At 42.1% G+C, this 26,475-nt stretch carries 22 protein-coding genes; 20 read left to right on the top strand and 2 right to left on the bottom strand.

Going from position 1 to position 26,475, the window contains the following annotated elements:
• Together dnaB and LJE09_RS08630 are read left to right on the top strand one after the other, a co-directional pair.
• Positions 1 to 1,329 carry a replicative DNA helicase gene (gene dnaB / locus LJE09_RS08635; RefSeq protein ID WP_008707914.1) on the top strand — a complete coding sequence of 443 codons (1,329 nt, stop codon included), beginning with the start codon at positions 1 to 3 and terminating at the stop codon, positions 1,327 to 1,329.
• Positions 1,330 to 1,736: 407 nt separating this feature from the next.
• Complete coding sequence (locus LJE09_RS08630) at positions 1,737 to 2,207, top strand: MerR family transcriptional regulator (protein ID WP_227311188.1); 471 nt, start codon at positions 1,737 to 1,739, stop codon at positions 2,205 to 2,207.
• A gap of 69 nt (positions 2,208 to 2,276) precedes the next feature.
• Here the strand turns inward: LJE09_RS08630 and LJE09_RS08625 are convergent, their stop codons facing one another.
• Positions 2,277 to 2,450, bottom strand: coding sequence for a DUF362 domain-containing protein (locus tag LJE09_RS08625; RefSeq protein ID WP_008707918.1), 174 nt, complete (start codon positions 2,448 to 2,450; stop codon positions 2,277 to 2,279).
• Between the two features lie 468 nt (positions 2,451 to 2,918).
• Between LJE09_RS08625 and LJE09_RS08620 the strand changes: the two genes are divergently transcribed.
• The 5 genes from LJE09_RS08620 to LJE09_RS08600 all read left to right on the top strand — a co-directional run bounded on the left by LJE09_RS08620 (position 2,919) and on the right by LJE09_RS08600 (position 8,209).
• Positions 2,919 to 4,049: a BMP family ABC transporter substrate-binding protein gene (locus tag LJE09_RS08620; RefSeq protein ID WP_370792857.1), complete on the top strand. Its 1,131-nt coding sequence runs from the start codon at positions 2,919 to 2,921 to the stop codon at positions 4,047 to 4,049.
• A 254-nt stretch (positions 4,050 to 4,303) separates the two neighbouring features.
• Entirely contained in the window at positions 4,304 to 5,839 is a 1,536-nt protein-coding gene (locus LJE09_RS08615) for an ABC transporter ATP-binding protein (RefSeq protein ID WP_227311187.1), read from the top strand.
• Positions 5,836 to 6,915 (top strand): ABC transporter permease, encoded by a 1,080-nt coding sequence (locus LJE09_RS08610; protein WP_025579970.1) that lies wholly within the window; start codon positions 5,836 to 5,838, stop codon positions 6,913 to 6,915. The genes LJE09_RS08615 and LJE09_RS08610 overlap by 4 nt, the downstream gene beginning before the upstream one ends.
• A gap of 12 nt (positions 6,916 to 6,927) precedes the next feature.
• Positions 6,928 to 7,908 (top strand): ABC transporter permease, encoded by a 981-nt coding sequence (locus LJE09_RS08605; protein ID WP_008707922.1) that lies wholly within the window; start codon positions 6,928 to 6,930, stop codon positions 7,906 to 7,908.
• Positions 7,909 to 8,008: 100 nt separating this feature from the next.
• Complete coding sequence (locus tag LJE09_RS08600) at positions 8,009 to 8,209, top strand: DUF1858 domain-containing protein (RefSeq protein ID WP_008707923.1); 201 nt, start codon at positions 8,009 to 8,011, stop codon at positions 8,207 to 8,209.
• Positions 8,210 to 8,390: 181 nt separating this feature from the next.
• Here the strand turns inward: LJE09_RS08600 and LJE09_RS08595 are convergent, their stop codons facing one another.
• Positions 8,391 to 9,137, bottom strand: coding sequence for an adaptor protein MecA (locus LJE09_RS08595; protein WP_055054059.1), 747 nt, complete (start codon positions 9,135 to 9,137; stop codon positions 8,391 to 8,393).
• A 697-nt stretch (positions 9,138 to 9,834) separates the two neighbouring features.
• Between LJE09_RS08595 and LJE09_RS08590 the strand changes: the two genes are divergently transcribed.
• The 13 genes from LJE09_RS08590 (at position 9,835) to LJE09_RS08530 (ending at position 26,413) form a co-directional block, all read left to right on the top strand.
• On the top strand, positions 9,835 to 10,035 hold the full coding sequence (locus LJE09_RS08590; protein ID WP_008707925.1) for a hypothetical protein: 201 nt from the start codon (positions 9,835 to 9,837) through the stop codon (positions 10,033 to 10,035).
• Between the two features lie 311 nt (positions 10,036 to 10,346).
• Positions 10,347 to 11,996, top strand: a complete 1,650-nt coding sequence (locus tag LJE09_RS08585; RefSeq protein WP_118614970.1) for a glycosyl hydrolase family 18 protein — start codon at positions 10,347 to 10,349, stop codon at positions 11,994 to 11,996.
• Positions 11,997 to 12,160: 164 nt separating this feature from the next.
• Positions 12,161 to 12,856, top strand: coding sequence for an N-acetylmuramoyl-L-alanine amidase (locus tag LJE09_RS08580; protein WP_020993441.1), 696 nt, complete (start codon positions 12,161 to 12,163; stop codon positions 12,854 to 12,856).
• Between the two features lie 125 nt (positions 12,857 to 12,981).
• Positions 12,982 to 14,994, top strand: a complete 2,013-nt coding sequence (locus LJE09_RS08575; RefSeq protein ID WP_227311186.1) for a hypothetical protein — start codon at positions 12,982 to 12,984, stop codon at positions 14,992 to 14,994.
• A 139-nt stretch (positions 14,995 to 15,133) separates the two neighbouring features.
• Positions 15,134 to 17,371, top strand: coding sequence for a DUF2298 domain-containing protein (locus tag LJE09_RS08570; RefSeq protein ID WP_227311185.1), 2,238 nt, complete (start codon positions 15,134 to 15,136; stop codon positions 17,369 to 17,371).
• A gap of 304 nt (positions 17,372 to 17,675) precedes the next feature.
• On the top strand, positions 17,676 to 18,776 hold the full coding sequence (locus LJE09_RS08565; protein WP_227311184.1) for a DUF459 domain-containing protein: 1,101 nt from the start codon (positions 17,676 to 17,678) through the stop codon (positions 18,774 to 18,776).
• 316 nt (positions 18,777 to 19,092) lie between these two features.
• Positions 19,093 to 20,145: an L-threonylcarbamoyladenylate synthase gene (locus LJE09_RS08560; RefSeq protein ID WP_118759354.1), complete on the top strand. Its 1,053-nt coding sequence runs from the start codon at positions 19,093 to 19,095 to the stop codon at positions 20,143 to 20,145.
• Positions 20,146 to 20,282: 137 nt separating this feature from the next.
• A complete protein-coding gene (rpiB, locus tag LJE09_RS08555) occupies positions 20,283 to 20,714 on the top strand; it encodes a ribose 5-phosphate isomerase B (RefSeq protein WP_008707935.1) in 432 nt (143 codons plus the stop codon).
• 224 nt (positions 20,715 to 20,938) lie between these two features.
• Positions 20,939 to 21,430 carry a deoxycytidylate deaminase gene (locus LJE09_RS08550; RefSeq protein ID WP_008707937.1) on the top strand — a complete coding sequence of 164 codons (492 nt, stop codon included), beginning with the start codon at positions 20,939 to 20,941 and terminating at the stop codon, positions 21,428 to 21,430.
• Between the two features lie 582 nt (positions 21,431 to 22,012).
• A complete protein-coding gene (gene proS / locus LJE09_RS08545; protein WP_022380532.1) occupies positions 22,013 to 23,452 on the top strand; it encodes a proline--tRNA ligase in 1,440 nt (479 codons plus the stop codon).
• A 91-nt stretch (positions 23,453 to 23,543) separates the two neighbouring features.
• On the top strand, positions 23,544 to 24,869 hold the full coding sequence (locus LJE09_RS08540; RefSeq protein WP_173698187.1) for a CCA tRNA nucleotidyltransferase: 1,326 nt from the start codon (positions 23,544 to 23,546) through the stop codon (positions 24,867 to 24,869).
• Positions 24,870 to 24,997: 128 nt separating this feature from the next.
• Complete coding sequence (locus LJE09_RS08535) at positions 24,998 to 25,996, top strand: phosphotransferase (RefSeq protein ID WP_173680717.1); 999 nt, start codon at positions 24,998 to 25,000, stop codon at positions 25,994 to 25,996.
• A gap of 138 nt (positions 25,997 to 26,134) precedes the next feature.
• Positions 26,135 to 26,413 carry an HU family DNA-binding protein gene (locus LJE09_RS08530; protein WP_008707945.1) on the top strand — a complete coding sequence of 93 codons (279 nt, stop codon included), beginning with the start codon at positions 26,135 to 26,137 and terminating at the stop codon, positions 26,411 to 26,413.
• The last annotated feature ends 62 nt before the right edge of the window (positions 26,414 to 26,475 follow it).

The raw sequence follows: 26,475 nt of genomic DNA, 5'->3' as shown, positions 1-26,475 counted from the left end.
ATGGAAGAAGCGCTGATTAAAAGAATACTCCCCCACAGTATAGAGGCAGAGCAGTCTGTAATCGGCTCAATGATCTTGGACAGAGATGCGATTCTTGTGGCATCTGAGATACTTACCAGCGATGATTTTTATCAGAAACAATATGGCATCATCTTTGATGCAATGGTGGAATTGTGTAATGAAGGGAAACCGGTAGATCTGGTGACCCTTCAGAATCGTTTAAAGGAGAAAGAACTCCCGCCGGATATCAGCAGCATGGAATATGTAAGAGATCTGATCTCAGCGGTTCCTACTTCTGCAAATGTGAAGTACTACGCAAAGATCGTCAGTGAGAAAGCAGTCCTTCGCAGACTTATCAAGGCAAATGAAGAGATTGCCAACACCTGCTACCTGGAGAAGGAGAATACAGAGATTATTCTGGAAGAAGCAGAAAAAAAACTGTTCAATATTCTTCAGAGACGCAACAATGAAGAATATGTTCCAATCCAGCAGGTAGTTCTGAATGCCATTAATAACATTGAGAAAGCGTCTAAGCTTAAGGGTTCTGTAACAGGTATTCCCACAGGCTTTATGGATCTGGATTATAAAACATCCGGTATGCATCCTTCTGATCTGGTGCTGATCGCAGCCCGTCCTTCCATGGGAAAGACAGCCTTTGTACTGAATATTGCACAGTACATGGCATTCCGAAAGGATGTCACAGTTGCCATATTTAGTCTGGAAATGTCAAAGGAACAGCTGGTGAACCGACTTCTGGCAATGGAATCTCATGTAGATTCCCAGAATATGAGAACAGGTAATCTGAAAGACGAGGACTGGACAAAACTGGTAGAAGGAGCAGATATCATCGGTAAATCCAATCTGATCATTGATGACACGCCGGGTATTTCCATTGCGGAAATGCGCTCCAAATGCAGGAAATATAAGCTGGAACATAATCTCGGGATTATCATGATCGACTATCTGCAGCTGATGAGCGGAAGTGGAAAAAGTGATTCCAGACAGCAGGAAATTTCAGATATTTCCCGTTCTCTGAAAGCTCTTGCCAGAGAGCTGAATGTGCCGGTGATCGCATTGTCTCAGCTCAGCCGTGCGGTGGAACAGCGTCCGGATCACAGACCAATGCTTTCGGATCTTCGAGAATCCGGAGCCATTGAACAGGATGCCGATGTGGTAATGTTTATCTACAGAGATGACTATTATCATAAGGATACAGAGAAGAAGGACATTGCAGAGATCATCATTGCCAAACAGAGAAACGGTCCCATCGGAACAGTAGAACTGGTATGGCTGCCGAGATATACACAGTTTGTGAATATGAAGAAATAATCTATCTCAGAGGAGTTTGATCTTTGACTTGAATAATATTATAGCAATCCTCTAAAATAATGCATCTTAATCCAGCCCATCAGAGTGCGAAATCCTGCTGAATTGTCTTAAATGCATTATTTACGAGGATTGCTATAGAAAAATTTTACAGGGAAACAGTATCAGGGGGAGAATCCGGTACTGTTTCCCTGTTTTTTTGTGTCAAAATAAAGTTTTATAGGGAAGTTTGTCAATCGAAACTTCTTGCAATCTCGGTATGGCGTTTTATAATAAATATACATGATATCAGGATTACGACAGCTGTTTTTACAGTGCAGTGGTTCAATGATATCAGGTGATAGATTGAGTTGTTGATATGCATCAGTGGTTTCTGATGAAAAAATGGACTCAAAAGGAGGAGGGGCAGCATGGAGCAGCGGTATACTGTGACTCAGACCGCAGAAATCCTTGGCGTGAGGGCATCGGTCCTTCGGTACTGGGAGGAAGAACTGGAACTGAGGATATGCAGGAATGAGCAGGGACATCGTTACTATACAGGAAATGATATTACGCTTCTGGCTAATATAAAGGAACTAAAGAAAAGAGGACTTGCTCTGAGAGCAATCAAAGAACTGGTTCCAAGAATTTCAAGGACTGCACCCGGGACTACTGCGAGCAAAGTGAAGCTTCTTGAAGATGAACAGCCTGAGAGGGAAAAAATACTTGAATTTCAGAAAATCATGGAACGTCTGATCGCTCAGGAGATACATATGAAAAAAGAGGGAGAAGACCAGTGCCGGGATCTGGATGAAACGATCCGTAACAGACAGCTTGCGAGAAAAGAGGCTGCTGCAGCACTGGAAAAAAGAAGCAGGAGGATCAGAAGAAAACATTTGTAAAAGTTATCCATAAAGAAAACAGCTTCGTCTCTGCGGTAAACAGAGATGAAGCTGTTTTGAAATCATGAATTATTCTGCTGGATGAATAGCCTCTGTTGGACATGCATCTGCACATGTTCCGCAGTCTAAGCATGCATCAGCGTCGATTACATAATGCTCATCTCCCTGAGAGATAGCTTCTGCAGGACATTCGCTTTCGCATGTTCCACAGCTTACACATTCGTCTGAAATTACATATGCCATAATTAGAATCCTCCTTATCGTAATAACGTTTTAGGCCCCTTTCGGGGTTCTGCATACATTTTAATATATCTTTGTCTGAATTACAAGTATAAAATCAGATACATTATAAAATAATATTAAGTTAGCATTTGCTTACTTTACCTGCAGATTACAAATAGCTGACGGGCATGTGAATGTCTGTCCGAGCAGAGAAATTATCCTGCCAAAATACAGGCATTTGTATGATGGAAAATAGTCTGTTAATATACAAAAAAAATAAGAGTATCAAAAAGAAAGTGCGTTTTTGCTGAATTTATTGACAATTCAGACATAAACGGTTATAGTAAAGATACTTGCAAGGAGGCATAACACAGAAAGTTGTGCCTCTTTTGTTCCGTAGCAGGAATCAGAAAACAAATAGAAAGAATGGAGGAATGAAGAATGAAGAAAGCATTGGCAATTGGACTTGCAGCAGTAATGGCGGTTTCCATGAGTGCACCGGTATTTGCAGAAGATGAAGGTAAAGGGATTGCAAAAGAGGACCTGAAAGTAGGAGTGATCTATATCGGTGATGAGAATGAAGGTTACACGGCTGCTCATATGAAAGGAATTGATGAGATGGAAGAGAAGCTTGGTCTTGACGATTCTCAGATTATTGAGAAAACTCTCATCGGTGAAGATGAAGGATGCTATGATGCGGCAGCAGACCTTGCAGATCAGGGATGTCAGATTATCTTTGCAAACAGCTTTGGACATGAGACTTATATACTGGAAGCAGCAGGGGAATATCCGGAGGTTCAGTTCTGTCATGCAACAGGAACACAGGCTGCATCCAGCGGACTTTCCAATATGCATAACTATTTTACAAATATTTACGAAGCACGTTACGTGTCAGGTGTAGTTGCAGGTCTGAAACTGAATGAAATGATCGAGGACGGCACAGTAAAAGAAGACGCATGCAAGATGGGTTATGTAGGTGCATTCCCATACGCAGAGGTTATCTCCGGTTATACAGCTTTCTATCTTGGCGCGAAGAGCGTATGCCCGTCTGTAACAATGGAAGTAAAATATACAAACAGCTGGGCAAGCTTTGACCTTGAGAAAGAGTGCGCAGATGCTCTGATCTCTGACGGCTGTGTACTGATCAGCCAGCATGCAGATACAACAGGTGCTCCTACAGCATGCGAAGCAGCAGGAGTTCCATGTGTAGGTTATAATATTGATATGACATCTGTTGCTCCGAACACAGCACTTACTTCTGCATCTATGGACTGGGGTGTATATTATACATACGCAGTACAGTGTATGCTTGACGGCACAGCAATTGATACTGACTGGTGTAAAGGATTTGCGGAAGGTGCAGATAAGATCACAGCTCTCAATGACAAAACTGTAGCAGAGGGTACAGAAGAAAAGGTCAAAGAAGTGGAAGATGCGCTCATTGATGGATCCCTTCATGTATTTGATACATCTGCATTTACAGTAGACGGCAAAGAACTTGATACTTATAAGAAGGGTGATACAGAGTATATTTCTGACGGATACTTCCATGAATCTGAATATGGTTCCGCACCTGCATTTGATATTGCGATTGATGGAATTACATCTATTACAGAATAAGAAAATTGCTAGAGCTGCAAAGCGCGGAGCAATTTACGACAGCAGGGCTGCCCGGGCGGCAGCTCTGCTGTTTTCATATCGTACGTGCAAAAGAAGTCTTGAAGTCTTCTGACAGAAGGTTTCTTTTGCTGTATTATGGAGTATACAGGAGAGCAATTCCATAATTCAGAAGTAGGATTAAATGATATCGGCAGTCAAAGAGACAGGACTTTTACTGTAGATTGGATATCATTAGATAAAAGGAGGAAACGATAGTGGGAGAAAACTATGCACTTGAACTTAGAGATATTTCCAAGAGTTTTGGTTCGGTCCAGGCGAATGATCATGTAGATCTCACACTGAGAAAATCGGAGATTCTTGCAATTCTGGGGGAAAACGGAAGCGGAAAGACAACTCTGATGAATATGATCTATGGAATTTATTATCCGGATGAAGGACATATTTTTGTAAATGGAAAAGAAGTAACGATCCGTTCACCGAAAGATTCCTATGAACTGGGAATCGGTATGGTACATCAGCATTTTAAACTGGTAGATGTACTGACAGCAGCAGAGAATATTGTTCTGGGACTTCCGGGAAAGGGAAAGCTGGACATGAAGAAGATCACAGAGGATATTCAGAAGCTGGTAGATAAATATGGATTTGAATTGGATCTGTCACAGAAGATCTACGAAATGTCCGTTTCTCAGAAGCAGACAGTTGAGATCATAAAGATGCTCTACCGCGGTGCAAGGATTCTGATCCTGGATGAGCCGACCGCAGTTCTGACACCACAGGAGTCTGACCGGTTATTCGATATTTTGAGAAATATGAGAAAAGATGGATGTTCCATTATGATCATCACGCACAAACTCCAGGAAGTTCTGGCGTTATCAGACCGTGTGGCAATCCTCAGAAAAGGAAAGTATATTGATACAGTAGAAACAGCTCAGGCAAATGCACAGAGTCTGTCAGAGATGATGGTAGGCGGCAGAGTAGATCTCAATATCGACCGTCCTGAACCGGAGAATGTAAAGAAACGATTAGTGGTCAAAGGTCTGAACTGTAAAAACAAAGAAGAGGTAAAAACTCTGGATGATGTTGATCTGACAGTAAATGCAGGAGAGATTCTGGGTATTGCCGGCATTTCCGGAAGCGGCCAGAAAGAATTTCTGGAGGCAATTGCAGGACTCCAGGCAATAGAGAGCGGTTCGATCACCCTGCTTGATGACAATGGAAAAGGAACAGAGCTTGCAGGAATGGATTCTATCTCCATTAATAAAGCAGGGATCAGCCTTGCTTTTGTTCCGGAAGACCGTATTGGTATGGGGCTTGTGGGCGATATGGATATGACCGATAATATGATGCTCAGAAGCTATCGCAATGGCAAAAGTCCATTCCTGGATCGAAAAGGTCCAAAGGCACTGGCATTAAAAATTAAAGAACAGCTTGAAGTCATGACTCCAAGTATTTCTGCACCTGTCCGTCAGATGTCAGGAGGAAATGTACAGAAGGTTCTGGTAGGAAGAGAAATCGCCCAGAATCCGAAAGTGCTTCTGGTAGCTTTCCCGACTCGAGGGGTGGATGTCAATACCTCCCATGTGATCTACCGTCTTCTGAATGAACAGAAGAAAAAAGGGGTTGCAGTAGTCTGTGTTATTGAGGATCTTGATGTAGTTCTTGAACTGTGTGACAGGATTGCAGTGTTCTGCGGAGGTAAAATCAGCGGAATTGAGGATGGAAGAACTGCAACGAAAGAAGAAATCGGGCTTCTTATGACGAAGCATGAAAAAGGAGGGACACAGGCATGAAGAAAGAACCTTTCTTACAGGTAAGTAAAAGAAGAAACAAAGCCAGATGGCAGGAACGTCTTCTGATCCGTTTCATTGCATTGATCCTTGCACTGATCGTGTGCGGAGCGGTGATCGTTGCCCTGGTAAAGATGAATCCGGTGGATGTCTATAAGGCAATCTGGGATGGAGCAATGGGTTCGGAACGCCGTCTGTGGCAGACCATACGAGATACAATGGTACTGCTGTGTATTTCCATTGGTCTGGCACCTGCATTTAAAATGAAATTCTGGAACATCGGTGCAGAAGGTCAGATCCTGATCGGTGGTGCCTGCTCTGCTGCCGTCATGATCTATGCAGGAGATAAGATGCCTACAGGGTTACTCCTGATCGTAATGTTTGTGGCAAGTGCACTTGGCGGAATGATCTGGGGAATGATCCCGGCTGTATTTAAAGCAAACTGGAATACAAATGAGACATTGTTTACTCTGATGTTGAATTATGTTGCCATGCAGGTAGTAACTTATTGTATTGTATTCTGGGAAAATCCGAAAGGTTCCAATACAGTCGGAATCATCAATCAGGCTACAAAAGGCGGATGGCTTCCGGAACTGTTCGGACAGAAATATGGCTGGAATGTAGTCATTGTCCTGATTCTGACAGTGGGAATGTTCATTTATCTGAAATACTGCAAGCAGGGCTATGAGATCGCAGTAGTAGGTGAGAGCGAGAATACTGCCAGATATGCCGGTATCCAGGTGAAAAAGGTTATTATCCGTACAATGGCAATCTCCGGTGCAATCTGTGGTATCGCAGGTTTTGTTATTGTCAGCGGAGCCAGCCATACGATTTCCACTGCAACAGCAGGCGGTCGTGGATTTACTGCGATCATTGTCGCATGGCTTTCCAAGTTTAATACATTTATTATGGTTGCAGTTTCCTTTGGCATCGTATTTATGGACCAGGGTGCCGTACAGATTGCAACACAGTATGGACTGAATGAGAATGCTTCCAATGTTCTTCTGGGAATCATTCTGTTTTTCCTGATCGGTGCAGAATTCTTTATCAACTACAGAGTAAAGCGTGCAAAGAAATAGGAGGTAGCGGCAATGAGTGTACTGATAGTTTTTATTCAAAAAGCAATTGTCCAGGGCATCTGTATTCTGTATGGGGCGCTTGGTGAGATTATGACAGAGAAATCCGGTAACCTGAATCTTGGTATTCCGGGAATTATGTATATGGGCGGCATTTCAGGTTTGATGGGAGCTTTCCTCTATGAGAAGGATAATCCTGATCCCAATGCACTTGTGGGTGTACTGATATCGTTTTTGTGTGCGTTTGCATGTGCTGCAATCGGTGGTCTGATTTACAGTATCCTGACTATCACACTTCGTGTAAATCAGAATGTAACAGGTCTTGCACTTACCATTTTTGGTACAGGTTTTGGTAACTTCTTTGGCGGTTCTATTTCCAAGCTTGCAGGCGGTGTAGGACAGATTTCCGTAAAAGTAACAGGAAGTGCCTATACGGCAAAAATCCCGGGATTGTCTAAGATTCCGGTTATCGGAGGTATTTTATTTAATTATGGTTTCCTTACATATCTCTGTATTATTATAGCAGTCCTGTTATCGTTTTTTCTGTTCAAGACAAGAGCGGGATTGAATCTCAGGGCAATCGGTGAAAATCCGGGAACTGCAGATGCAGCAGGTATCAATGTTATCAAATATAAATATCTGTCAACCTGTATCGGTGCAGGTCTGGCAGGTCTGGGCGGACTCTATTTCGTAATGGAATATTCAGGAGGAACCTGGACAGACAATGGTTTTGGAGATCGTGGCTGGCTTGCTGTTGCACTGGTAATCTTTGCATTATGGAAACCACTGAATGCAATCTGGGGAGCATTCCTGTTCGGAGCTCTTTATATTCTGTATCTTTATATCCCGGGACTTGGACGAAGCATGCAGGAAGTATTTAAAGCACTGCCTTATGTGGTAACGATTATCGTACTGGTATTCACAAGCTTCCGAAAGAAAAAGGAACACCAGCCGCCTGCTGCGCTGGGACTTCCGTATTTCAGGGAGGAACGATAAAATTAAAAGTTTGCAGTTGATTCCAGAGTAAAATAGTATTATAATATCAGAAGCTATAAAAGCTGAGTAGTATGAAGAAAAATTAAGGAGGAAATATACAATGGCTAAAGTATCAAAAGACATGCTGATCGGTCAGCTTCTTCAGATTGATGCAAATATCGCACCGATTCTTATGAGAGCAGGAATGCATTGCCTTGGATGCCCATCTTCCCAGATGGAATCTCTCGAAGAAGCAGCTATGGTTCATGGACTGGATGTTGATGTACTGGTTAACCAGATTAATGATTTTCTTGGAGAATAATCTTCCTGAAAGGTAATCATATGACGGACTATGACAATTGTTGAATTGTCATAGACTGACATGTAAAAAGGATGTTCTGAATAAGTTCAGGACATCCTTTTTTGAGAAATCTGTAATTTACTATGGTATAAGAAAAGAGCTTCCAGATGAAAACTGAATGCTCTTTTAATTATGAAAATTATTACAGTTGAATCAGCTGCTGAAGGGCAGAATCGGAAATCAGTTCTCCATGTTCTGTCAGATAAGCTTCTCCTGAAAGAGAGAAAGCCTTTCCCTGTCCATATTCCGTAAGAATATTACATACCCTGTTAAAATCCTCCGGAGAAAGTGATGACTGGTGAAGTACCAGTTTGTAAAGCTCATCGGCCGGATCTTTGTACAGGGTGTTTGCACCGGTAAAATAGCCGTTCAGTCCATGGGCGGCCGCAATCACATCGTCCAGTGTGTCGAACTCATAGAGACGGATAAGATTTACATCAGGAACCTGAGTATCGTCATTTTCCTTTGCTCCGGTATTCTGAGCAGATTTGCCATCTTTTGTCTGAGTACTCTTCATCTTTGCTTCGTAAAGCTTCTGGAAGATATCAATAATATTGTCTGCACCGTCAAGCTGAAGAGTATCTGTCTTATCATTCCCTCTGAATGGAGCAAATTTGGAGAAACGGGTATCCAGTTCTTCAGGATCCTCTACTTTGGTAATGATCAGGATGATGCTCTCGGTACTCACCGGGATGGCCTCGATCATTAATGGAATATTATCTGCCTCAAAACCAAACTGTATCTGTGCCTGCTGCATCATATCGCGGAAAAGTTTCTTGGCTTTCTCAGTGCCGTAAGCCAGTTCACTGATACGGATCTGATGGTTCTCCAGGTCTTCTCTTGTCAGTGTGCAGCGTATCTGGTTGTCGTTGATCTTTTCTATCTTCATGTTGTCACATCCTATTCTGAATAACATTGAATTATCTGGCAGCTTCATAATTGCCTGTGAAAATCCATTAAAAGTGTTTCTGATAATGAAAATTTAACTTTTGAAAGCTGCGGACAATTACGGATAAATTAAAAGTTACTATTGTTTTTTTGAACAGCAATTTTAAAGGATTGCCATAGATGCGCTGTCTTTGGAAAATTGCTGTAAGTAACTTCAAAAATTCTATTGTCTGACTGTGAATTTATAAAATTTTATACACTATATTATATAACACAGAACTGCAAAATGTAAAGATAAGTAATCAACCAAAATATTAAATTTTTAGAAACAAAACAGAAAAAAATACATAAATGAAGAAAAACACTTGCATCTGTTTACCAGATGGATATAATGAAAACAGAAGAAGCAGTAAACCTGCGATTCACATAAGCGAAGATCTGAAACATTAACCAAAGTGATCTTTTATTTCTAAACTTCATTGCCGTTTTTCATGCAGCGTTCCTGCTGTGGCAATGTACAGGTAAAATTTCCATGATGATAAGAAGTTGAAACGTTACTGTTCACTCCGTTCACAGTAACGATAAAACAGGTGCAGGGATATTGTTTTTTCAACAGCCGATAAGGTGCTTTCTAAAAAATCTTATGAAAGAAGGGAGGTAAGCTTACGGAAAATATATCACGGGCAACCAAAAAGAGCATGCGTAAACCACTGGAAAAAGAATTGAAGAGTTATCGTGAACAGGGAATTTCTCTGTATCTGAATGGTATACTCAGTAATCCGAAAACAATTGCAAAAGCCTGTCAGATTGCAGAAGGTGGTGGATACATGCGTGATTACGTTGAAGATGAAAAAGGACGGATCGCTCGTGTGGATTTTGATTTCGTCAAAGAAAAATAACAAAAGAGAAAGCTGCCCGAACAGATTCTGAACCAGTCCCCCCGATGTTCATAATGCCTTCGGGCAGCATAAGAATATAATTACGCATATCTTAAAAATTTGTGAAAAATACGATTTTGCAATACAATTGTAATATTTTATGGTATACTTAAGCCAGTATCATCAAGTTACCGATACAGTTAATAATACTGGTACATCATACTCAAAATAACTATATGAAATACCTTTCTGTGAGCTGATGTATCAATAGCAATCGTGTTACTGTCTGCTTTGTTTCCGGTAACACAATATTTACTGAAAGGAAAAATACTATGAATAAAAAGTATAAACCAGTTATCGCAGTTGCCGTTTTGGTCATTCTTGTTGCGATTCTTGGAATTGTCACTCATGTAGTAATGAAGTACATACCATCTTCTGAGAAAATGGATCTGAATGAATATTATGGAGAAATGACAGATGGGGAGATTGCCCTGGTCATTGGAACTGAGAAACTGGAAGAACGTGGTCTGGTGGACGGAGACAGAGTCTATTTACCACTGGATGTGGTGAATACTTATCTGAACCAGAGATATTACTGGGATTCTGCCAATCAGCAGATACTTTATGCAACACCTTCGGAGCTGACTTCTGCGAGTGCATCATCTGAGGCAGGAGATAAGGTATGGGTGAAAGATGACAAAGTGTATCTGAATCTTACTTATGTGCAGGAATTTACAGATCTTGATGCATACATCACAAAAGATCCATACAGGATTGCCATACAGTATAAATTCAAAAATGTAAAAACAGTCACAGTTAAGAAGAATACAAGCATACGTTACCGCGGTGGAATTAAATCGGCTATTCTTACTTCTGTAAAGAAAGGTACAAAGCTTCGTCTTATCGAAGAATTGGAGAACTGGGATCAGGTAGCTACGGATGACGGATATATTGGTTATATAGATAAGAAGAAAGTGGGAGAAGCAGAGAAGACAAAATTTGAACGAAGCTTTAAGAAGGAAGAGTACTCCTATCTTACTATGGACAGCAAGGTCAATATGGTATGGCATCAGGTGACTTCCACAGATGCCAATGCTTATTTTGCGGATGCGACAGCAAATATGACAGGTGTGAATGTGATCTCGCCTACCTGGTTCTATCTGACAGATACTTCAGGAAACATTGCAAGCATCGCAAGTGCAGATTATGTATCACAGGCTCATGAAAAGGGGCTTCAGGTATGGGGACTGATCGACAACTTTACACAGGAAGTAAGTACAACGGAAACACTTTCCAGCACTGCGGCGAGACAGAATATTATCAGTCAGCTGATCCAGGCAGCCCAAGATGTGGGAATGGATGGCATTAATGTGGATTTTGAATCTCTCAGCGAGGATGTGGGAACTCATTTTCTGGAATTTCTGAGAGAACTTTCCATAGAGTGTCATAAGAATAATTTGGTTCTTTCAGTGGATAATCCGGTTCCTGAGGATTTTACAAGCCATTATGACCGGGCTGAGCAGGGAAGGGTTGTAGATTATGTGATCATCATGGGATATGACGAGCATTATGTAGGATCTGAAGCCGGTTCTGTGGCATCTCTTCCATGGGTGGAACAGGGAATCCAGGATACACTGAAAGAGGTTCCGGCTAAACGTGTGATCAATGCCATTCCGTTTTATACCAGACTGTGGAGGACCACAGGGGGAAATGTAACCAGTGAAGCAATCGGTATGGATCAGGCGCAGCAGACAATTGCAGATAATAATGTGGAAACCTACTGGGATAAGACCACTTCCCAGAATTATGGAAAATATGATATAGATAATTCTACCTATCAGATCTGGCTTGAGGATGCTCAGTCAGTTGCAGAGAAAGTGAAGCTGGTATCCAAATATGACCTTGCAGGAGTTTCTGCATGGAAGCTTGGATTTGAAAACAACGGAATCTGGCAGGTAATCTCGGACAATCTGAATAATTAAAAGTTCTGCATCAGCAGGCTATAAAAACATCTTCTGAAACATATATTAATATAGAATTTTATGAAATACTGATTGCATTATTTTATGGAATTGCTATAGCCAGTCTACAGGAACAGTGAATTTTCCCGTAGACTGTAAAAGATGTCTCAGGAGGTGTTTTTAGTTTGAAAAAATATGGACTGGAATTAATGTTAGGGTGTCTGCTTCTTGTCAGTTTTCTCATTCTGTCAAAACAGGCAGCTGAAGTTTCAGAGACTATGAGTTCAACAGAAAATTCAAAAATCATTCTGGTAGATGCAGGACATGGTGGAGCGGATCCGGGAATGATCGGAGTGAACGGACTGGAAGAAAAGGGGATAAATCTTCAGATTGCCGTAAAATTAAAGGATTCTCTGGAAAAACAAGGATTTTCTGTAATCATGACAAGGGAAGAAGATAAGGGCCTTTATGAGGAGGACAGCAGAAATCAGAAAGCACAGGATATGCAGTGCAGGATTGCTATGATAAAGAAATACAGACCTGTGCTGTGCATAAGTGTTCATCAGAACAGCTATCAGGATTCGTCTGTATGCGGTCCACAGGTGTTTTATTATGAAGATTCTGTCCGGGGAAAGAATCTGGCAGAGTTTATCCAGGAAGAACTGAATCTGGGACTGAAAGTAAAACGCCCTCGTGTGGCAAAAGGTAATAAAACCTATTATCTGTTAAAAAGAAGTGAAAGTGTTTTGAATATTGTAGAGTGTGGTTTTCTTACAAATCCGGAAGAGGCCGGACTTCTCTGCAAAGAAGAATATCAGAATAAAATAGTGGAAGCTATAGTGAAAGGGATTGAACAATATCTGAAGCAACAAAAAATTTAAAATGTTTAATTTATGTGAACTTGCTTTTAATAAGTAGGGATTTTTGCTATACTGATACTTGTTTGATAAAATCCCCCGGGAGGATAGGAATATCTGCATGGCGGGGAAATGTACAGGGAGAAATTATGCTTGGAATTATTTATCTGCTTCTGGCAGGAATGCTGGGCTGTGAAGCATCGAAAATGCTGACAGGAGAGGGAAAGAGTGTGTCAGGTATTAATCGTATCTGGCTCATGCTTCCGGCTTCTTTTGGAGTCGGAACACTTTTACTGACCTGGATGGTATATATTATTTCCTGGTTTTTCAGTGTTGTGGGAAAAGCTGAAAATCCACTTTTGTATGGAAATATTATCGGGATGACAGGTGCAGCAGTTATTATGATACTGCTCAGCGTACAGAAATACAGAAAACAGGGAAGTTACAGGATATGGAATATTGATAAAACACAGGATAAGCGCAGATTAAAAAAGGAAATATTACTCTTTGGTCTGCTGACTGTATTTATTACATATATGATGTTTTATGTGTTCTATATAAAAGACGGAATCCTGTATTCCGGCCTGACTGTGTATGGAGATTATGCACCACATACGGCGATGATGCGTTCTTTTTCTGCAGGAAATAATTTTCCCACACAGTATCCTCATTATGGAGGTGCAGATGTAAAGTATCATTTTATGTTTCAGTTTCTCACAGGAAATCTGGAATATCTTGGAATGCGTATGGATTTTGCCTATAATATCGTAAGTACCTTGTCGCTTGTGGGATTTCTTATGCTGTTATATCAGCTTGCATTTAGGATCACAGGCAAAATGTGCTGTGGTGTACTGGCATTGTTTCTGTTCTTTTTCAGAAGCGGAATGGCTTTTTTCAGATTTGTATGGGAGCATATCCAGGCAGGGAATCTTGTGGAAACCCTGGAAGAAAATACTTCCTTTATCGGATATACTGTCAATGAGAACTGGGGATTGTGGAACTTTAATGTTTATCTTAATCAGAGGCATCTGGCATTTGGACTTCTGATGGTGACTTTGGCACTATATCTGTTTATGGACTGGCTGGAAGCCGGGACGGCACATGAAGAGAAGGGAATACTCTGGATAAAAAACAGAATCTTTTCGAAGGAAGGATGGAAAAGCAGAAATCTGGATCGGGCACTGCTTATGGGAATGTTTCTGGGTCTGTGTGCGTTCTGGAATGGGGCAGCAGTGATCGGTGGTCTGCTGATTTTGTGCGGCTTTGCGATTTTCTCGGATGGAAAAGTGGATTACGCTGTCATGGCGGGGGTATCCATCTTCTTTTCCTGGCTTCAGTCAAAGATTTTTATTGTTGGAAGTGCTATGAGTCCTCAGATTTATCTGGGGTTTCTGGCAGAGGATAAGACTGTCCCGGGAATTGTGAAATATCTGTTCTGGATGAGTGGAGTTTTTTTCCTTGGGCTGGTACTAATGGTATGGTTTATGAGAAGACGGGAGAGAGCAATCCTTGTGAGTTTCCTGTTTCCGGCGATTTTTGCTTTTGTGCTTCTGATGACACCGGATATTAATGTAAACCATAAATATATCATGATATCATATGCGTTTCTGACGATTTTCTGGGCATGGGCAGTATGCAGTCTTTGGAAAGGGAGAAATGGGCAGTCCGGGATACCGAAAACTATGAGAAAGATACTGGCAATACTATTGGTGATATCTCTGAGTGTGACCGGGATTTATGACTTTGTGGTGATCATAAAGGGAAATGGTCCGGGCAGACGTGTGACTGTAAATATGAACAGCGAGCTGACCCAATGGCTGGAGGAGAATCTGGAGAAAAACGATCTTTTACTTACTCCTGAGTACAGCATGAATGAAGTGACGATGTCCGGAGCTATGCTTTACTGTGGATGGCCATATTACGCATGGTCTGCAGGCTATGATACGAATTACAGGGCTGCACAGGCTGTAACGATATACACCACATCTGACAGTGAAACATTGAAAAAAACAGTACAACAGGAAAAAATAACATATATCCTGTTTGAAGAAGGTTCGGAATTTGAACAGCAGGAATGTCGTGAGGAGACAATTGCTGCAGCATATGAAAAGGTTTATGAGACTCATGATGGACGGATACGGATCTATAAAACAACAGAATAATCCTCAAATGCATTATTACGGGGATTACTCCGGATTTATGATTATGAGCCGGGTGATCACAGATTTATAGAGATAAGAGAGAATGTGTAAGATTATAGTAACCACAATAATTTTATAAATGATTAAGGAGGACGTACGGATGAAGAAATGGGCACCGAGAGTGCTTCTTGCAGCAGCTCTTGCAGGGCTGTCTGCATTTCTGTTAAAGGGAGATATATGGACATTCTGGACCTGGTGGCTGTTGGCATTTCTGATGGGAATGGTTGCCATGCCTGTGACAGGGAGACTGTTTGCCGGATTTGAGGACAAAGGCTGGATGTTTTCGAAAGTGTTGGCGATTACTGTGACAGGTTTTCTTACGTGGTTTCTGGTAACTGCGAAGATACTGCCATTTACTGCAGCGACATGTATCGGTGTGTCTGTTGTATGTGCTGTTGGCTGTGGGGTTTTATATCATTTTCAGGGAAAAAATGGAATTGACTGCTTTCCGTCCGGAAAGGTAAATCTGATTTACGGAGAGGAAATTCTGTTCTTTATATTTTTCCTGATGTGGACTTATTTTGCAGGATTCCGTCCGCAGGCATACGGAACTGAGAAATTTATGGATTATGGTTTTATGGAAGCCATGATGAGAAGTACGACACTTCCTGCAAGAGATCTGTGGTATTCAGAAGGTACGATCAACTATTATTATGGCGGACAGTATTTTGCAGTATTTCTGACGAAGCTGACTGGCAGTAAAGTAGAACTCACTTACAATCTGATGCGTACTTTTGTGGCTGCATTTGCGTTTGTGCTTCCGTTTTCACTGGTTCGTCAGATGTCTGTGGACAGGCTTAAAGGAAGCCTGACAGGAAAGAAACGTTGTGTGCCGGCAGTGGCCGGGATCATAGCAGGACTTTCTGTATCAATTGCGGGAAATATGCATTATGTGGTTTACAGTAAGATCATTCCATGGCTCCAGAAGCTGCAGGGAAAAGAAGCGGATAGCTACTGGTTCCCGGATGCGACCCGTTATATTGGATACAATCCGGATGTGCCGGACAAGACAATCCATGAATTTCCATGTTATTCCTTTGTGCTGGGAGATCTCCATGCCCATGTGGTAAATGTAATGTTTGTGCTGTTTCTGGTGGGACTTCTTTATGCGTGGATGCGAAGTGTGCGGATGAGAGAAGCAGTGATCATGAAGCCGGGCCGGAAACAGTTCTGGAAAAAACAGCTGTTGATTCCGCATATCCTGCTGGCTGCAGTGATGATCGGTATGTTCCGGTTTACGAATTTCTGGGATTTTATTATTTATTTCGTGGTGACCGGTGGAGTGGTGCTGTTTACCAATATCGTTCAGTTTGATGGTAAAGTGAAGAGGATTCTGGCAGTGACTGCGGTTCAGGCAGTGGAGATCATTGTGATCTCATACGTTGTTTCTCTACCGTTTACTTTGCAGTTTGACAGTATGTTTAAAGGTGTGGGAATTGCGCAGAATCATTCTATGATCCATCAGCTGCTGATTTTGTGGGGACTGCCTGTGGTTCTGACAGTTCTGCTGATCATCTGTATCATCTGGGAGAAGCTTCGTGGTGGTGCGAACAGAAGTCTATATAAACTGATGAAAGCAATCTCTGTGCCGGATCTGTTTGCGATTGTCATGGGACTCTGTGCGATCGGGCTGATCGTGATTCCGGAGTTGGTTTATGTAAGAGATATTTACGAAAATGGAAACGCCAGGGCGAATACTATGTTTAAGCTGACTTATCAGGCGTATATGCTGTTTGGGATGACCATGGGATATGGTATTTTCCGTATGCTGGTGTCTGCACGTAAGAAAGTGTTTAAGGTTGTGTCAGTGATCGGCCTGGTATTGCTTTGCTGGACCTTTGGTTATTTTGGAAACAGTGTGTATGCGTGGTTTGGAAAGGTATGGGAGCCTTCTGAATATAAAGGATTGAATGCGACATCTTTCCTGTCAAATGATTTCACAGAGGATGTGGCTGGTATTAAATGGCTGAAGAAGAATGTGAAAGGGTCACCGGTTGTGCTTGAGGCGAACGGGGACAGCTATAGTGGTTATGAGCGTGTTTCTGCTATGACAGGGCTTCCGACTGTGCTGGGATGGTATGTGCATGAGTGGCTGTGGAGAGATGATACTGCGGATCTGAATGAGAAGAGTGCGGATATTGAGAGTATTTATACTTCTTCGGATGAGGAGTATGTGAAGGAACTGCTGGAAGAGTATGATGTTTCTTATATTTTTGTGGGATCGAAAGAACGGGAGAAATATAGGGATGCACTGAATGAAGAGGTGCTGAATTCGCTTGGAGAAGTTGTGTTCCAGGATGAGGAGTATAGTACGTATATTCTTAAAGTTAATAAGTAAGAGGGCGAAAAATGGCGGCAGTTTGTGTCGCCATTTTTTGTTTGGGTCAAAAAGGGACGCGTAAAAAAATATTTTTTTACGCTGGTTATTGATTGGAATGGTTTTGGGGAAATAATTATCAGGTGGAAAAGAGGGAAAAAGTAAAATTTACAGATATGGATTACGATTGTATTATGATAATGTATGTGCAATATATATAAGAAAAATATGTTGCTACAGTGGAAAAATGAAAAGATGACACTGTATAAGTAGTAGGAGAAAATGAGGATTGTGAATATTTACATGACAGGAAAGGAGTTTTAAAATGAGGAATCGAATAATTCAGGTTAGACATTATAGCAGGAAAATGATGATTATGATGTTGACAGGAGCAATTTGCTGTAGTTCATGTTTTTGTCAAACAGCTTTTGCGAAAACCAGCAAAGTAAGGGTTTACGATGCGGAAAAAGGAACCACAAGCTTCACATCTTTTACATATTCGGATAATAAAAAGGATGAATCACTGGCACCGTCGGAGGGAACAGGAGCGATTTCATCTGCTTCTCAGAAGGCGGTTATTTTCCATCAGGCAGATGGGTCTACGATAATAAGAAAAGCAGACAGTAATGGAAAAGTGACACTTCCAGCAATAAGAAATCAGACAGGATATACTTTTCTTGGATGGAGCACGAAGCCGGATCAGACTCAGAATCCGCAGTATCAGGCGGGACAGGTGATACAGGTAAGGAAGAAAACCCATTTATATGCAGTTATGTATAACTGGCAACAGGAGCCGGATATTCAGGTCAATAATCTGGCAGCTCAGCTGTCGGAGTATTCTGGAATTATTTTTGTGGGAGATTCCAGAACGTATTTTATGCAGAAAACTCTTCTTCGGGAATATGGAAAGGATGCAGTTGCAAAAGTATCATTTGTGTGTAAGACAGGGGAGGGACTGAGCTGGTTTGAAACAGCAGGAGAGAGAGTAATGAGAAGTGAAATTGCCCGTCTGCAGTCAGATTCAGATAAGCCCGTAGCAGTTATTTTTAATCTTGGTGTGAATGATCTTTCGAGTCATAATTCCGGAAATGGGGTTGATTATAAAGGCGAGGCAAATGCATATCTTGCGCGTATGAACACTCTTGCAGAGGAACTTGAAAGTGACTGCAGATTGTTTTATATGTCTGTGAATCCGGTAAATACAGCAATGAAACCAACTCGAAAAGAAGCGCAGTTACGTTACTTTAATGACAGATTGCAGAGCAGGTTAAATAAGAGATTTCAATGGATAGATACCTATAAATATCTGATGAAAAACGGTTACAGTACATACAATGAGTTTAAGGGAAATATAGATGACGGCGTTCACTATTCTACATGTACCTATAAAAGAATTTATAAATATTGTATGAATGCGATCAGATAATGCTTTTTGATTTATACACAAATTATAATCTTGTTTCAGGTAAGCAGTATAAGCAGAAGTTAAGGCCACAGAACTCACAAAAGAAAGGGTATATGTATTGCTTGATAAATTAAGAGATTGATGTACGAGCTGACAGGAGAAATATTTTCTGTCAGCTTGTTATTTGTTTGGTTGGATAATGGAGAATATCTGTTTGCCAAAGAAGAAACATTTGACGAATTTTTGTCTCTGTTGTATCATGAACATACAAAACGAAAATAAAGTAAGAGGAATATTGTTATATAAAATACAGAACAGATAAGAAAGCAGGAATAAAATGAGAGCAGAAGTTGTATCCATGACAGCGGATAATCTTGATATGGAGGCTATCCGGCGAGGTGGAGATATTTTAAAACAGGGTGGTCTGGTTGCATTTCCTACGGAGACTGTCTATGGTCTTGGCGGAGATGCGTTGAACCCGCAGGCTTCTATGAAAATTTATGCGGCGAAGGGCAGACCTTCGGACAATCCGCTGATCGTGCATATTGCAGAGTTTGATAAGCTGGCTCCGATTGTAGCTGAGGTTCCGGAGAAGGCGAAGATTTTGGCAGAGAAGTACTGGCCGGGTCCGCTGACTATGATTCTTCCGAAGTCAGATCTTGTACCACAGGAAACTACGGGTGGTCTGGACAGTGTGGCAGTTCGTTTTCCGAGTGACAGGATCGCGCAGGAGCTTATCAAGGCAGCAGGCGGTTATGTGGCTGCGCCCAGTGCCAACACTTCAGGCAGACCCAGTCCGACTACTGCACAGCATGTAGAGGAGGATCTTGGCGAGGCGATTGAGATGATTATTGACGGAGGCCAGGTGGGAATCGGTCTTGAGTCTACGATCGTTGATTTTACTGAGGATGTGCCGGTGGTTTTGCGTCCGGGTTATATTTCTCTGGAGATGCTTCAGGAGACTCTGGGGGATGTAAGGATGGACAAGGGGCTGATTGCGGCTGACAGCAAAGTGCGTCCGAAAGCACCGGGTATGAAATATCGCCATTATGCACCGAAGGCAGATCTGGCAATTGTTGAGGGACCGGAGGAAGCTGTTGTGAAGAAGATCAATGAGCTGGCTGCGGAGGCGAAAGCACACGGCGAGCAGGTTGGAATTATTGCAACGGACGAGACAAAGGACAGATATCCCGAAGGTCTGGTAGTCAGCATCGGAAGTCGGAAAGAGGAGGAAACAATCGCCCATCATTTATATGAAGTGCTTCGTGATTTTGACCAGAGTGCGGTCAGGTCTATTTATTCAGAAGCGTTTTATACACCAAGAATGGGACAGGCCATTATGAACCGTCTGCTGAAAGCAGCGGGACATAAGATCATACAGGTGGTATGATATAATCAGGTAGTGAAGCGGATATATACCTGACTATATAATCTTATCAGCAGTAATGGCCAGATGGATAATGAAGATTCATTTAAATAGTCTGCTGAAGAGGTAAAGAAAATAAATTAATTTCAGGAGGAAGATTAATGATAGCTTTAGGATGTGATCATGGTGGATATGAACTGAAACAGGAGATTAAGAAGTATCTGGATGAAAAGGGAATCGAGTATAAAGATTATGGATGTGACAGTCTGGATTCCGTAGATTATCCGGTATATGCAAAGAAGGTTGCACATGCAATTCTTGACGGCGAATGTGAGAAGGGAATCCTGATCTGCGGAACAGGTATCGGAATTTCCATTACAGCAAACAAGTTTAAAGGAATCAGAGCTGCAGTCTGCACAGATTGTTTTACAGCAGAGGCTACAAGACTTCACAATGATGCCAATATCCTTGCACTTGGCGGAAGAGTGGTAGGACCTGGGCTGGCATTGAAGATTGTGGATACATTTTTGAATACACCGTTTTCCAACGATGAGAGACATATCAGAAGAATTAATCAGATAGAGACTGAATAAGCCATAAAATAAGAAAACTGATAAAACAGCCAGAGCCTGCATGATTATAGTAATTCTCTCACATGTATGATGAATGGGAATTGCTGTAGAGTAAAGTGTGAAGTTCTGGCTGTGTCAGTTATAAACAGACAATGGTTACTGTTTGCTCCGTTCACAGTAACGGACAATGTGCTACTTTTATGAAGCAGATGAATGGTGAAGTATGTGAAGGGGAGGTGTGGAAAATGGATGTAAATCATAAACGCACAGATTATTTATCATGGGATGAATATTTTATGGGAGTTGCCATGATGTCAGGGATGCGTTCCAAGGATCCGAATTCTCAGGTAGGTGCCTGTATTGTGAGTGAGGATAATAAAATCCTGTCCATGGGTTATAATGGTTTTCCAAAGGGCTGTTCAGATGATGAATTTCCATGGGCGAGAGAGGGTGACAGTCTTCATACGAAATATTTTTATGTGACCCATAGTGAATTGAATGCGATCCTTAATTACAGGGGAGGAAGTCTGGAAGGTGCAAAGCTTTATGTGTCTCTTTTTCCATGTAATGAATGTGCCAAGGCAATTATTCAGGCAGGTATTAAGACAATTGTCTATGACTGCGATAAATATGCAGACACGCCGGCAGTGATCGCTTCCAAGAGAATGCTGGATGCAGCCGGGGTCCGTTATTATAAATATAACCGGACAGGACGTAAGATTACAATAGAAGTGTGATTTGGCATATTCATGCCAAAACATCTCGCAGGATAGTGGTGTGTGAACAGTAACCATTACTGAGAACAGAGTGAACAGTAACGATTTTACTCTTGACACATCAATTTATTTCAAATAGAATATAACCAAATGCGAAATATATATAGCGATGAAGAGAATAGTACATAAGGAGCAATCCCAGAGAAGAGTCCCGGAGAACAGCCGGTTGGCTGTGAAACAGTGGTGGAAGGATTCTGTGCGTGAATTATGGAACCGGCCTCGGAGCTCCGTACAATTGAAGTACGGCGTTTTTCCTGCGTTATCGGAAGAAGAGCGAGTAATGTGCAGGCATTTGGGCACAGTGCTAATTAGGGTGGTACCGCCGAAGCCTTTCGGTCCCTTGTGAGGGATGCTGGGCTTCTTTTTTTCGTTTTTTATAATATGACAGATTTTGCCGGATTATAAAAAAGCAGATTTTTGTACTGTGAAGCAGATAAGGAAATTTATTTATAGAAGAAAAATAAGAAGAATATGCATTCCGCCGCGACTATATCCTGATGCGCTGTCAGGATCAACACAATCACATAAAAAGGAGAAGTAATCATGGCAAACAACAAGAAACTGGTAGAAGCCATCACATCCATGGAAGACGATTTCGCCCAGTGGTATACCGACGTTGTAAAGAAAGCTGAACTCTGCGGTTATACCAGCGTTAAAGGCTGCATGGCAATCAAACCTGCAGGATATGCGATCTGGGAAAATATCCAGCACGAACTGGACAGAAGATTTAAAGAGACAGGCGTACAGAACGTGTATATGCCAATCTTTATTCCGGAATCTCTTCTTCAGAAAGAGAAAGATCATGTAGAAGGATTTGCACCTGAGGTTGCATGGGTAACTCATGGTGGTCTGGATCCGCTTCAGGAGCGTCTGTGTGTACGTCCTACATCAGAGACATTATTCTGTGATTTCTATGCAAAAGAAATCCAGTCTCACAGAGACCTGCCGAAGGTATACAATCAGTGGTGCTCTGTAGTGCGTTGGGAAAAGACAACACGTCCGTTCCTTCGTTCACGTGAGTTCTTATGGCAGGAAGGCCATACAGCTCATGCTACAGCCGAGGAAGCAGAAGAGCGTACTATCCAGATGCTGAACCTGTATGCAGATTTCTGTGAGGAAGTACTTGCAATCCCGGTTATCAAGGGACAGAAAACAGACAAGGAGAAATTCTCCGGTGCAGAAGCTACTTATACAATTGAATCCCTGATGCATGATGGAAAAGCTCTTCAGTCCGGTACAAGCCATAACTTTGGCGATGGATTTGCAAGAGCATTCGGTATCCAGTATACAGATAAAGAAAATAAACTTCAGTATGTACATCAGACATCCTGGGGAATGACAACACGTATGATCGGTGCTATTATCATGGTACATGGTGATAACAGTGGTCTGGTGCTGCCTCCGAGAATCGCTCCTGTACAGGCAGTGATCATCCCGATCCAGCAGAGAAAAGAGGGCGTTCTTGAGAAAGCAGATGAGATGTTTGCAGCATTAAAGGCAGCAGGAGTCCGCGTAAAAGTAGACGACACAGACAAGAGCCCGGGATTCAAATTCGCAGAGCAGGAAATGCGTGGTATCCCGATCCGTATCGAGTGCGGTCCGAAGGATATCGAGAATGGTCAGGCTGTGATCTGCCGTCGTGATACAAGAGAGAAATATACTGTTACATTTGATGAGCTTGTGGAGAAAGTACAGGAAATCCTGGAAACAATCCAGAAAGATATGCTGGAGCGTGCACGTAAGCACAGAGATTCCCATACTTATGTTGCTACAAACTATGAAGAATTCAAAGATACTATTGTTAACAAACCAGGCTTCGTAAAAGCTATGTGGTGCGGTGACCGCGCATGTGAGGACAAGATCAAAGAAGATGTTCAGGCTACATCCAGATGTATGCCGTTTGAGCAGGAACACTTAAGTGATGTCTGCGTATGCTGTGGAAAACCTGCCAAGAAGATGGTTTACTGGGGAAGAGCATACTAATCAATAAGAAAATAAAGAAAACCGGCAGCAGAGATATCTGAGTGCCGGTTTTCGGGGTTAAGAATAAATAGAAGAAGATAAGGATGGTCATATGATTCTGGAAATACCGAAAAACGCGGAAACAATTTTGCATATACTGGAAAAAGCAGGCTATGAAGCCTATGTGGTAGGCGGCTGTGTGCGTGATTCTATTCTGGGACGGAGCCCGGATGACTGGGACATCACCACATCCGCAAAGCCGGAGCAGGTCAAGGCTTTGTTTCACAGAACAGTGGATACAGGTCTGCAGCATGGAACAGTGACTGTTCTTATGGAAAAAGAAGGATATGAGGTCACGACTTATCGTGTAGATGGTGAGTACGAGGACGGCAGACATCCCAAAGAGGTCACCTTTACAGCAAGCCTTGAGGAAGATCTGAAACGCCGGGATTTCACCATCAATGCAATGGCATACAATCCTTCTTCAGGACTGGTGGACCTTTTCGGCGGACTGGAGGATATTGAAAGAAAAATCATCCGCTGTGTGGGAAACCCGCTGGAGCGTTTTACAGAGGATGCACTGCGGATCATGCGTGCAGTCCGTTTCAGTGCGCAGTTGGGCTTTACTATTGAAGAAGAGACTCGTAAGGCACTGAAGGTTCTGGCACCGAATCTGAAGCATGTCAGTGCAGAGAGGATTCAGGTAGAGCTTGTGAAGCTTCTGATGTCTCCTCATCCGGATTATCTCAGGGTGGCTTATGAAGCCGGGATCACAGCTGAATTTCTTCCGGAGTTTGATGCATGTATGACAACATCCCAGAATACGCCGCACCACTGTTACACAGTAGGGGAGCATATCCTGCACAGTCTCTGTCATGTACGCGCAGATAAAGTTCTCAGGATTACCATGCTGCTTCATGATATTGGAAAGCCGGTTGTCCGGAAAACAGATGAGAATGGAAGAGATCATTTCAAGATGCATGGGATTGCGGGAGAAAAGATGGCTGCACAGATCCTGCGCAGGCTGAAATTCGATAATGATACGATCCGCAAGGTAACCCGTCTGGTAAAATGGCATGATGACAGACCGGATGGAACGACAAAGGCAGTGCGCAGGGCAGTGAACCGTATCGGTGAGGATCTCTTCCCGTATTATCTGGAAGTGCAGCAGGCAGATATGCTGGCACAGAGTGCTTACAGACGCACAGAGAAGCAGGAACGTCTGGATAAGGTGAAAGAGGCTTATGAGACGATCATTAATGAACATCAGTGTGTATCTTTAAAAACTCTGGCAGTGACAGGGAAAGATCTGATTGAAGCCGGTTATAAGCCGGGGCGTGAAATAGGAGAAACGCTGAACCATCTTCTGGAAGTAGTGCTTGCCGATCCACAGAAGAATCAGAAAGAGATATTATTGGGTCTGCTTGATGAGAAATAGTGCAGTTTTATGGAATGGTCAGTATATCAGAATATAGTAAATAACAGTGGCTCTATGAAAATCCGGGGGTATATCCACCGGATTTTCTTCATATGTATAGAAAGAATTAAGATGATTAAGAGGGGGATATGTCATTGTATGATTACGGACTTGGCACTTTGGCTCAGTATGAGCTGACAGCAGACCGTTCTGCAAGGACAAGAGGAGCTTTACTCTGCTATACAGCTCAGGGACTTCTGATCCTGAGGGAATTTCACGGTTCTGAAAAAAAGCTGGAAAAACAGCAGGAGCTTTTGATGAGACTTCAGGAAAATGGTATAAATACCGATTATTTTCTGCGGAATAATCAGGAAAGTCTGGTCAGTAAAGATAAGACTGAACAAAGGTTTACACTCCAGCACTGGTATGAAGGAAAAGAGTGTGACACAAAATCCCGGGAAGATATTTTAAAAAGTGTCCGGACACTGGCAAGGTTACATATTTTAATGAAAATGGAACCTGTGGAGGAATACAGGGAAAGATCTCTCAGGGAGGAATATCTCCGGCATAATCAGGAGCTTCGTAAGATACGCAAATTTATACGGAACAAAGGAGCATCCAATGTATTTGAGAAAAATTATCTGGCAAGTGTGGAGCAGTTTCTTGAAAGGGCACAGTATGCAGTAAAGCTTCTGGACGAGACGGATTATGATGATCTCAGGGAAAGGGCATGGCGGGAAGGACAGGTATGTCATGGAGAATATAATCAGCATAATATTCTGATGCTGAAAGGTGATCATTTGGGGACGGCAGTCACAAATTTTGGTCACTGGAGTTTTGATATTCAGGTAGCAGATTTGTATCGTTTTATGAGAAAAATACTGGAGAAATATAACTGGAATCTGGAACTGGCAGGGGAAATGCTCAGGGAATATCATAAAATCCGTCCAATCTCGGCAGAAGAGTGGAAAAATCTGCGTGTACGTTTCACTTATCCTGAAAAATACTGGAAACTGGCAAATTATTATTATTCACACAAAAAGGTGTGGATTTCAGAGAAAAATGTGGAAAAGCTTCAGAATCTTATCAGACAGAGAGAAATCTGGGAGAATTTTGCAGAGGAATGTTTCAGGGATTATCTTCAGTAACACAGAGCTGAACAGAGCTGAACAGTTACGAAAAACCTTGACAATATGGGAAAAAAGGTATATATATAGAGGATAGAGCTCTGTCGCTTTTGGCAGATGCCACCAAACAAGAAAGAGATCATTAGAGGAGGAAACACCATGAATAAAACAGAATTAGTAGCAGCTATGGCGAAAGAGACAAACTTATCCAAGAAGGACGTAGAAGACGTTCTGAAATCTTTCGTTGATGTCGTTTCTAAAGAACTGAAAAATGGCGGAAAAATCCAGTTAGTAGGATTTGGTACATTTGAAGTAAGTGAAAGAGCTGCTCGCGAGGGAAGAAATCCTCAGACTGGTGAAACTATGAAAATCGAAGCTTCTAAATCACCGAAATTCAAAGCTGGAAAAGCATTAAAAGATATGGTTAACGGTAAATAATAAAGGCGATAACCGGGGGAACGAAAGTTCCCCTTTTTTGATACTCTGGCGGAGTAATTCGT

The sequence above is a fragment of the Blautia sp. DFI.3.45 genome (genome assembly GCF_020593505.1).
Lineage (GTDB): Bacteria > Bacillota > Clostridia > Lachnospirales > Lachnospiraceae > Blautia_A > Blautia_A wexlerae.
This window is presented reverse-complemented; position numbering and strand designations above follow the sequence as displayed.

What these genes read in the sequence shown, in the direction of transcription:
- dnaB (WP_008707914.1), top strand. Translation starts at nt 1, where the DNA reads ATGGAAGAAGCGCTGATTAAAAGAATACTCCCCCACAGTATAGAGGCA.
- LJE09_RS08630 (WP_227311188.1), top strand. Translation starts at nt 1,737, where the DNA reads ATGGAGCAGCGGTATACTGTGACTCAGACCGCAGAAATCCTTGGCGTG.
- LJE09_RS08625 (WP_008707918.1), bottom strand. Translation starts at nt 2,450, where the DNA reads ATGGCATATGTAATTTCAGACGAATGTGTAAGCTGTGGAACATGCGAA.
- LJE09_RS08620 (WP_370792857.1), top strand. Translation starts at nt 2,919, where the DNA reads ATGAGTGCACCGGTATTTGCAGAAGATGAAGGTAAAGGGATTGCAAAA.
- LJE09_RS08610 (WP_025579970.1), top strand. Translation starts at nt 5,836, where the DNA reads ATGAAGAAAGAACCTTTCTTACAGGTAAGTAAAAGAAGAAACAAAGCC.
- LJE09_RS08605 (WP_008707922.1), top strand. Translation starts at nt 6,928, where the DNA reads ATGAGTGTACTGATAGTTTTTATTCAAAAAGCAATTGTCCAGGGCATC.
- LJE09_RS08600 (WP_008707923.1), top strand. Translation starts at nt 8,009, where the DNA reads ATGGCTAAAGTATCAAAAGACATGCTGATCGGTCAGCTTCTTCAGATT.
- LJE09_RS08595 (WP_055054059.1), bottom strand. Translation starts at nt 9,137, where the DNA reads ATGAAGATAGAAAAGATCAACGACAACCAGATACGCTGCACACTGACA.
- LJE09_RS08590 (WP_008707925.1), top strand. Translation starts at nt 9,835, where the DNA reads ATGCGTAAACCACTGGAAAAAGAATTGAAGAGTTATCGTGAACAGGGA.
- LJE09_RS08585 (WP_118614970.1), top strand. Translation starts at nt 10,347, where the DNA reads ATGAATAAAAAGTATAAACCAGTTATCGCAGTTGCCGTTTTGGTCATT.
- LJE09_RS08575 (WP_227311186.1), top strand. Translation starts at nt 12,982, where the DNA reads ATGCTTGGAATTATTTATCTGCTTCTGGCAGGAATGCTGGGCTGTGAA.
- LJE09_RS08570 (WP_227311185.1), top strand. Translation starts at nt 15,134, where the DNA reads ATGAAGAAATGGGCACCGAGAGTGCTTCTTGCAGCAGCTCTTGCAGGG.
- LJE09_RS08565 (WP_227311184.1), top strand. Translation starts at nt 17,676, where the DNA reads ATGAGGAATCGAATAATTCAGGTTAGACATTATAGCAGGAAAATGATG.
- LJE09_RS08560 (WP_118759354.1), top strand. Translation starts at nt 19,093, where the DNA reads ATGAGAGCAGAAGTTGTATCCATGACAGCGGATAATCTTGATATGGAG.
- rpiB (WP_008707935.1), top strand. Translation starts at nt 20,283, where the DNA reads ATGATAGCTTTAGGATGTGATCATGGTGGATATGAACTGAAACAGGAG.
- LJE09_RS08550 (WP_008707937.1), top strand. Translation starts at nt 20,939, where the DNA reads ATGGATGTAAATCATAAACGCACAGATTATTTATCATGGGATGAATAT.
- proS (WP_022380532.1), top strand. Translation starts at nt 22,013, where the DNA reads ATGGCAAACAACAAGAAACTGGTAGAAGCCATCACATCCATGGAAGAC.
- LJE09_RS08540 (WP_173698187.1), top strand. Translation starts at nt 23,544, where the DNA reads ATGATTCTGGAAATACCGAAAAACGCGGAAACAATTTTGCATATACTG.
- LJE09_RS08535 (WP_173680717.1), top strand. Translation starts at nt 24,998, where the DNA reads ATGTCATTGTATGATTACGGACTTGGCACTTTGGCTCAGTATGAGCTG.
- LJE09_RS08530 (WP_008707945.1), top strand. Translation starts at nt 26,135, where the DNA reads ATGAATAAAACAGAATTAGTAGCAGCTATGGCGAAAGAGACAAACTTA.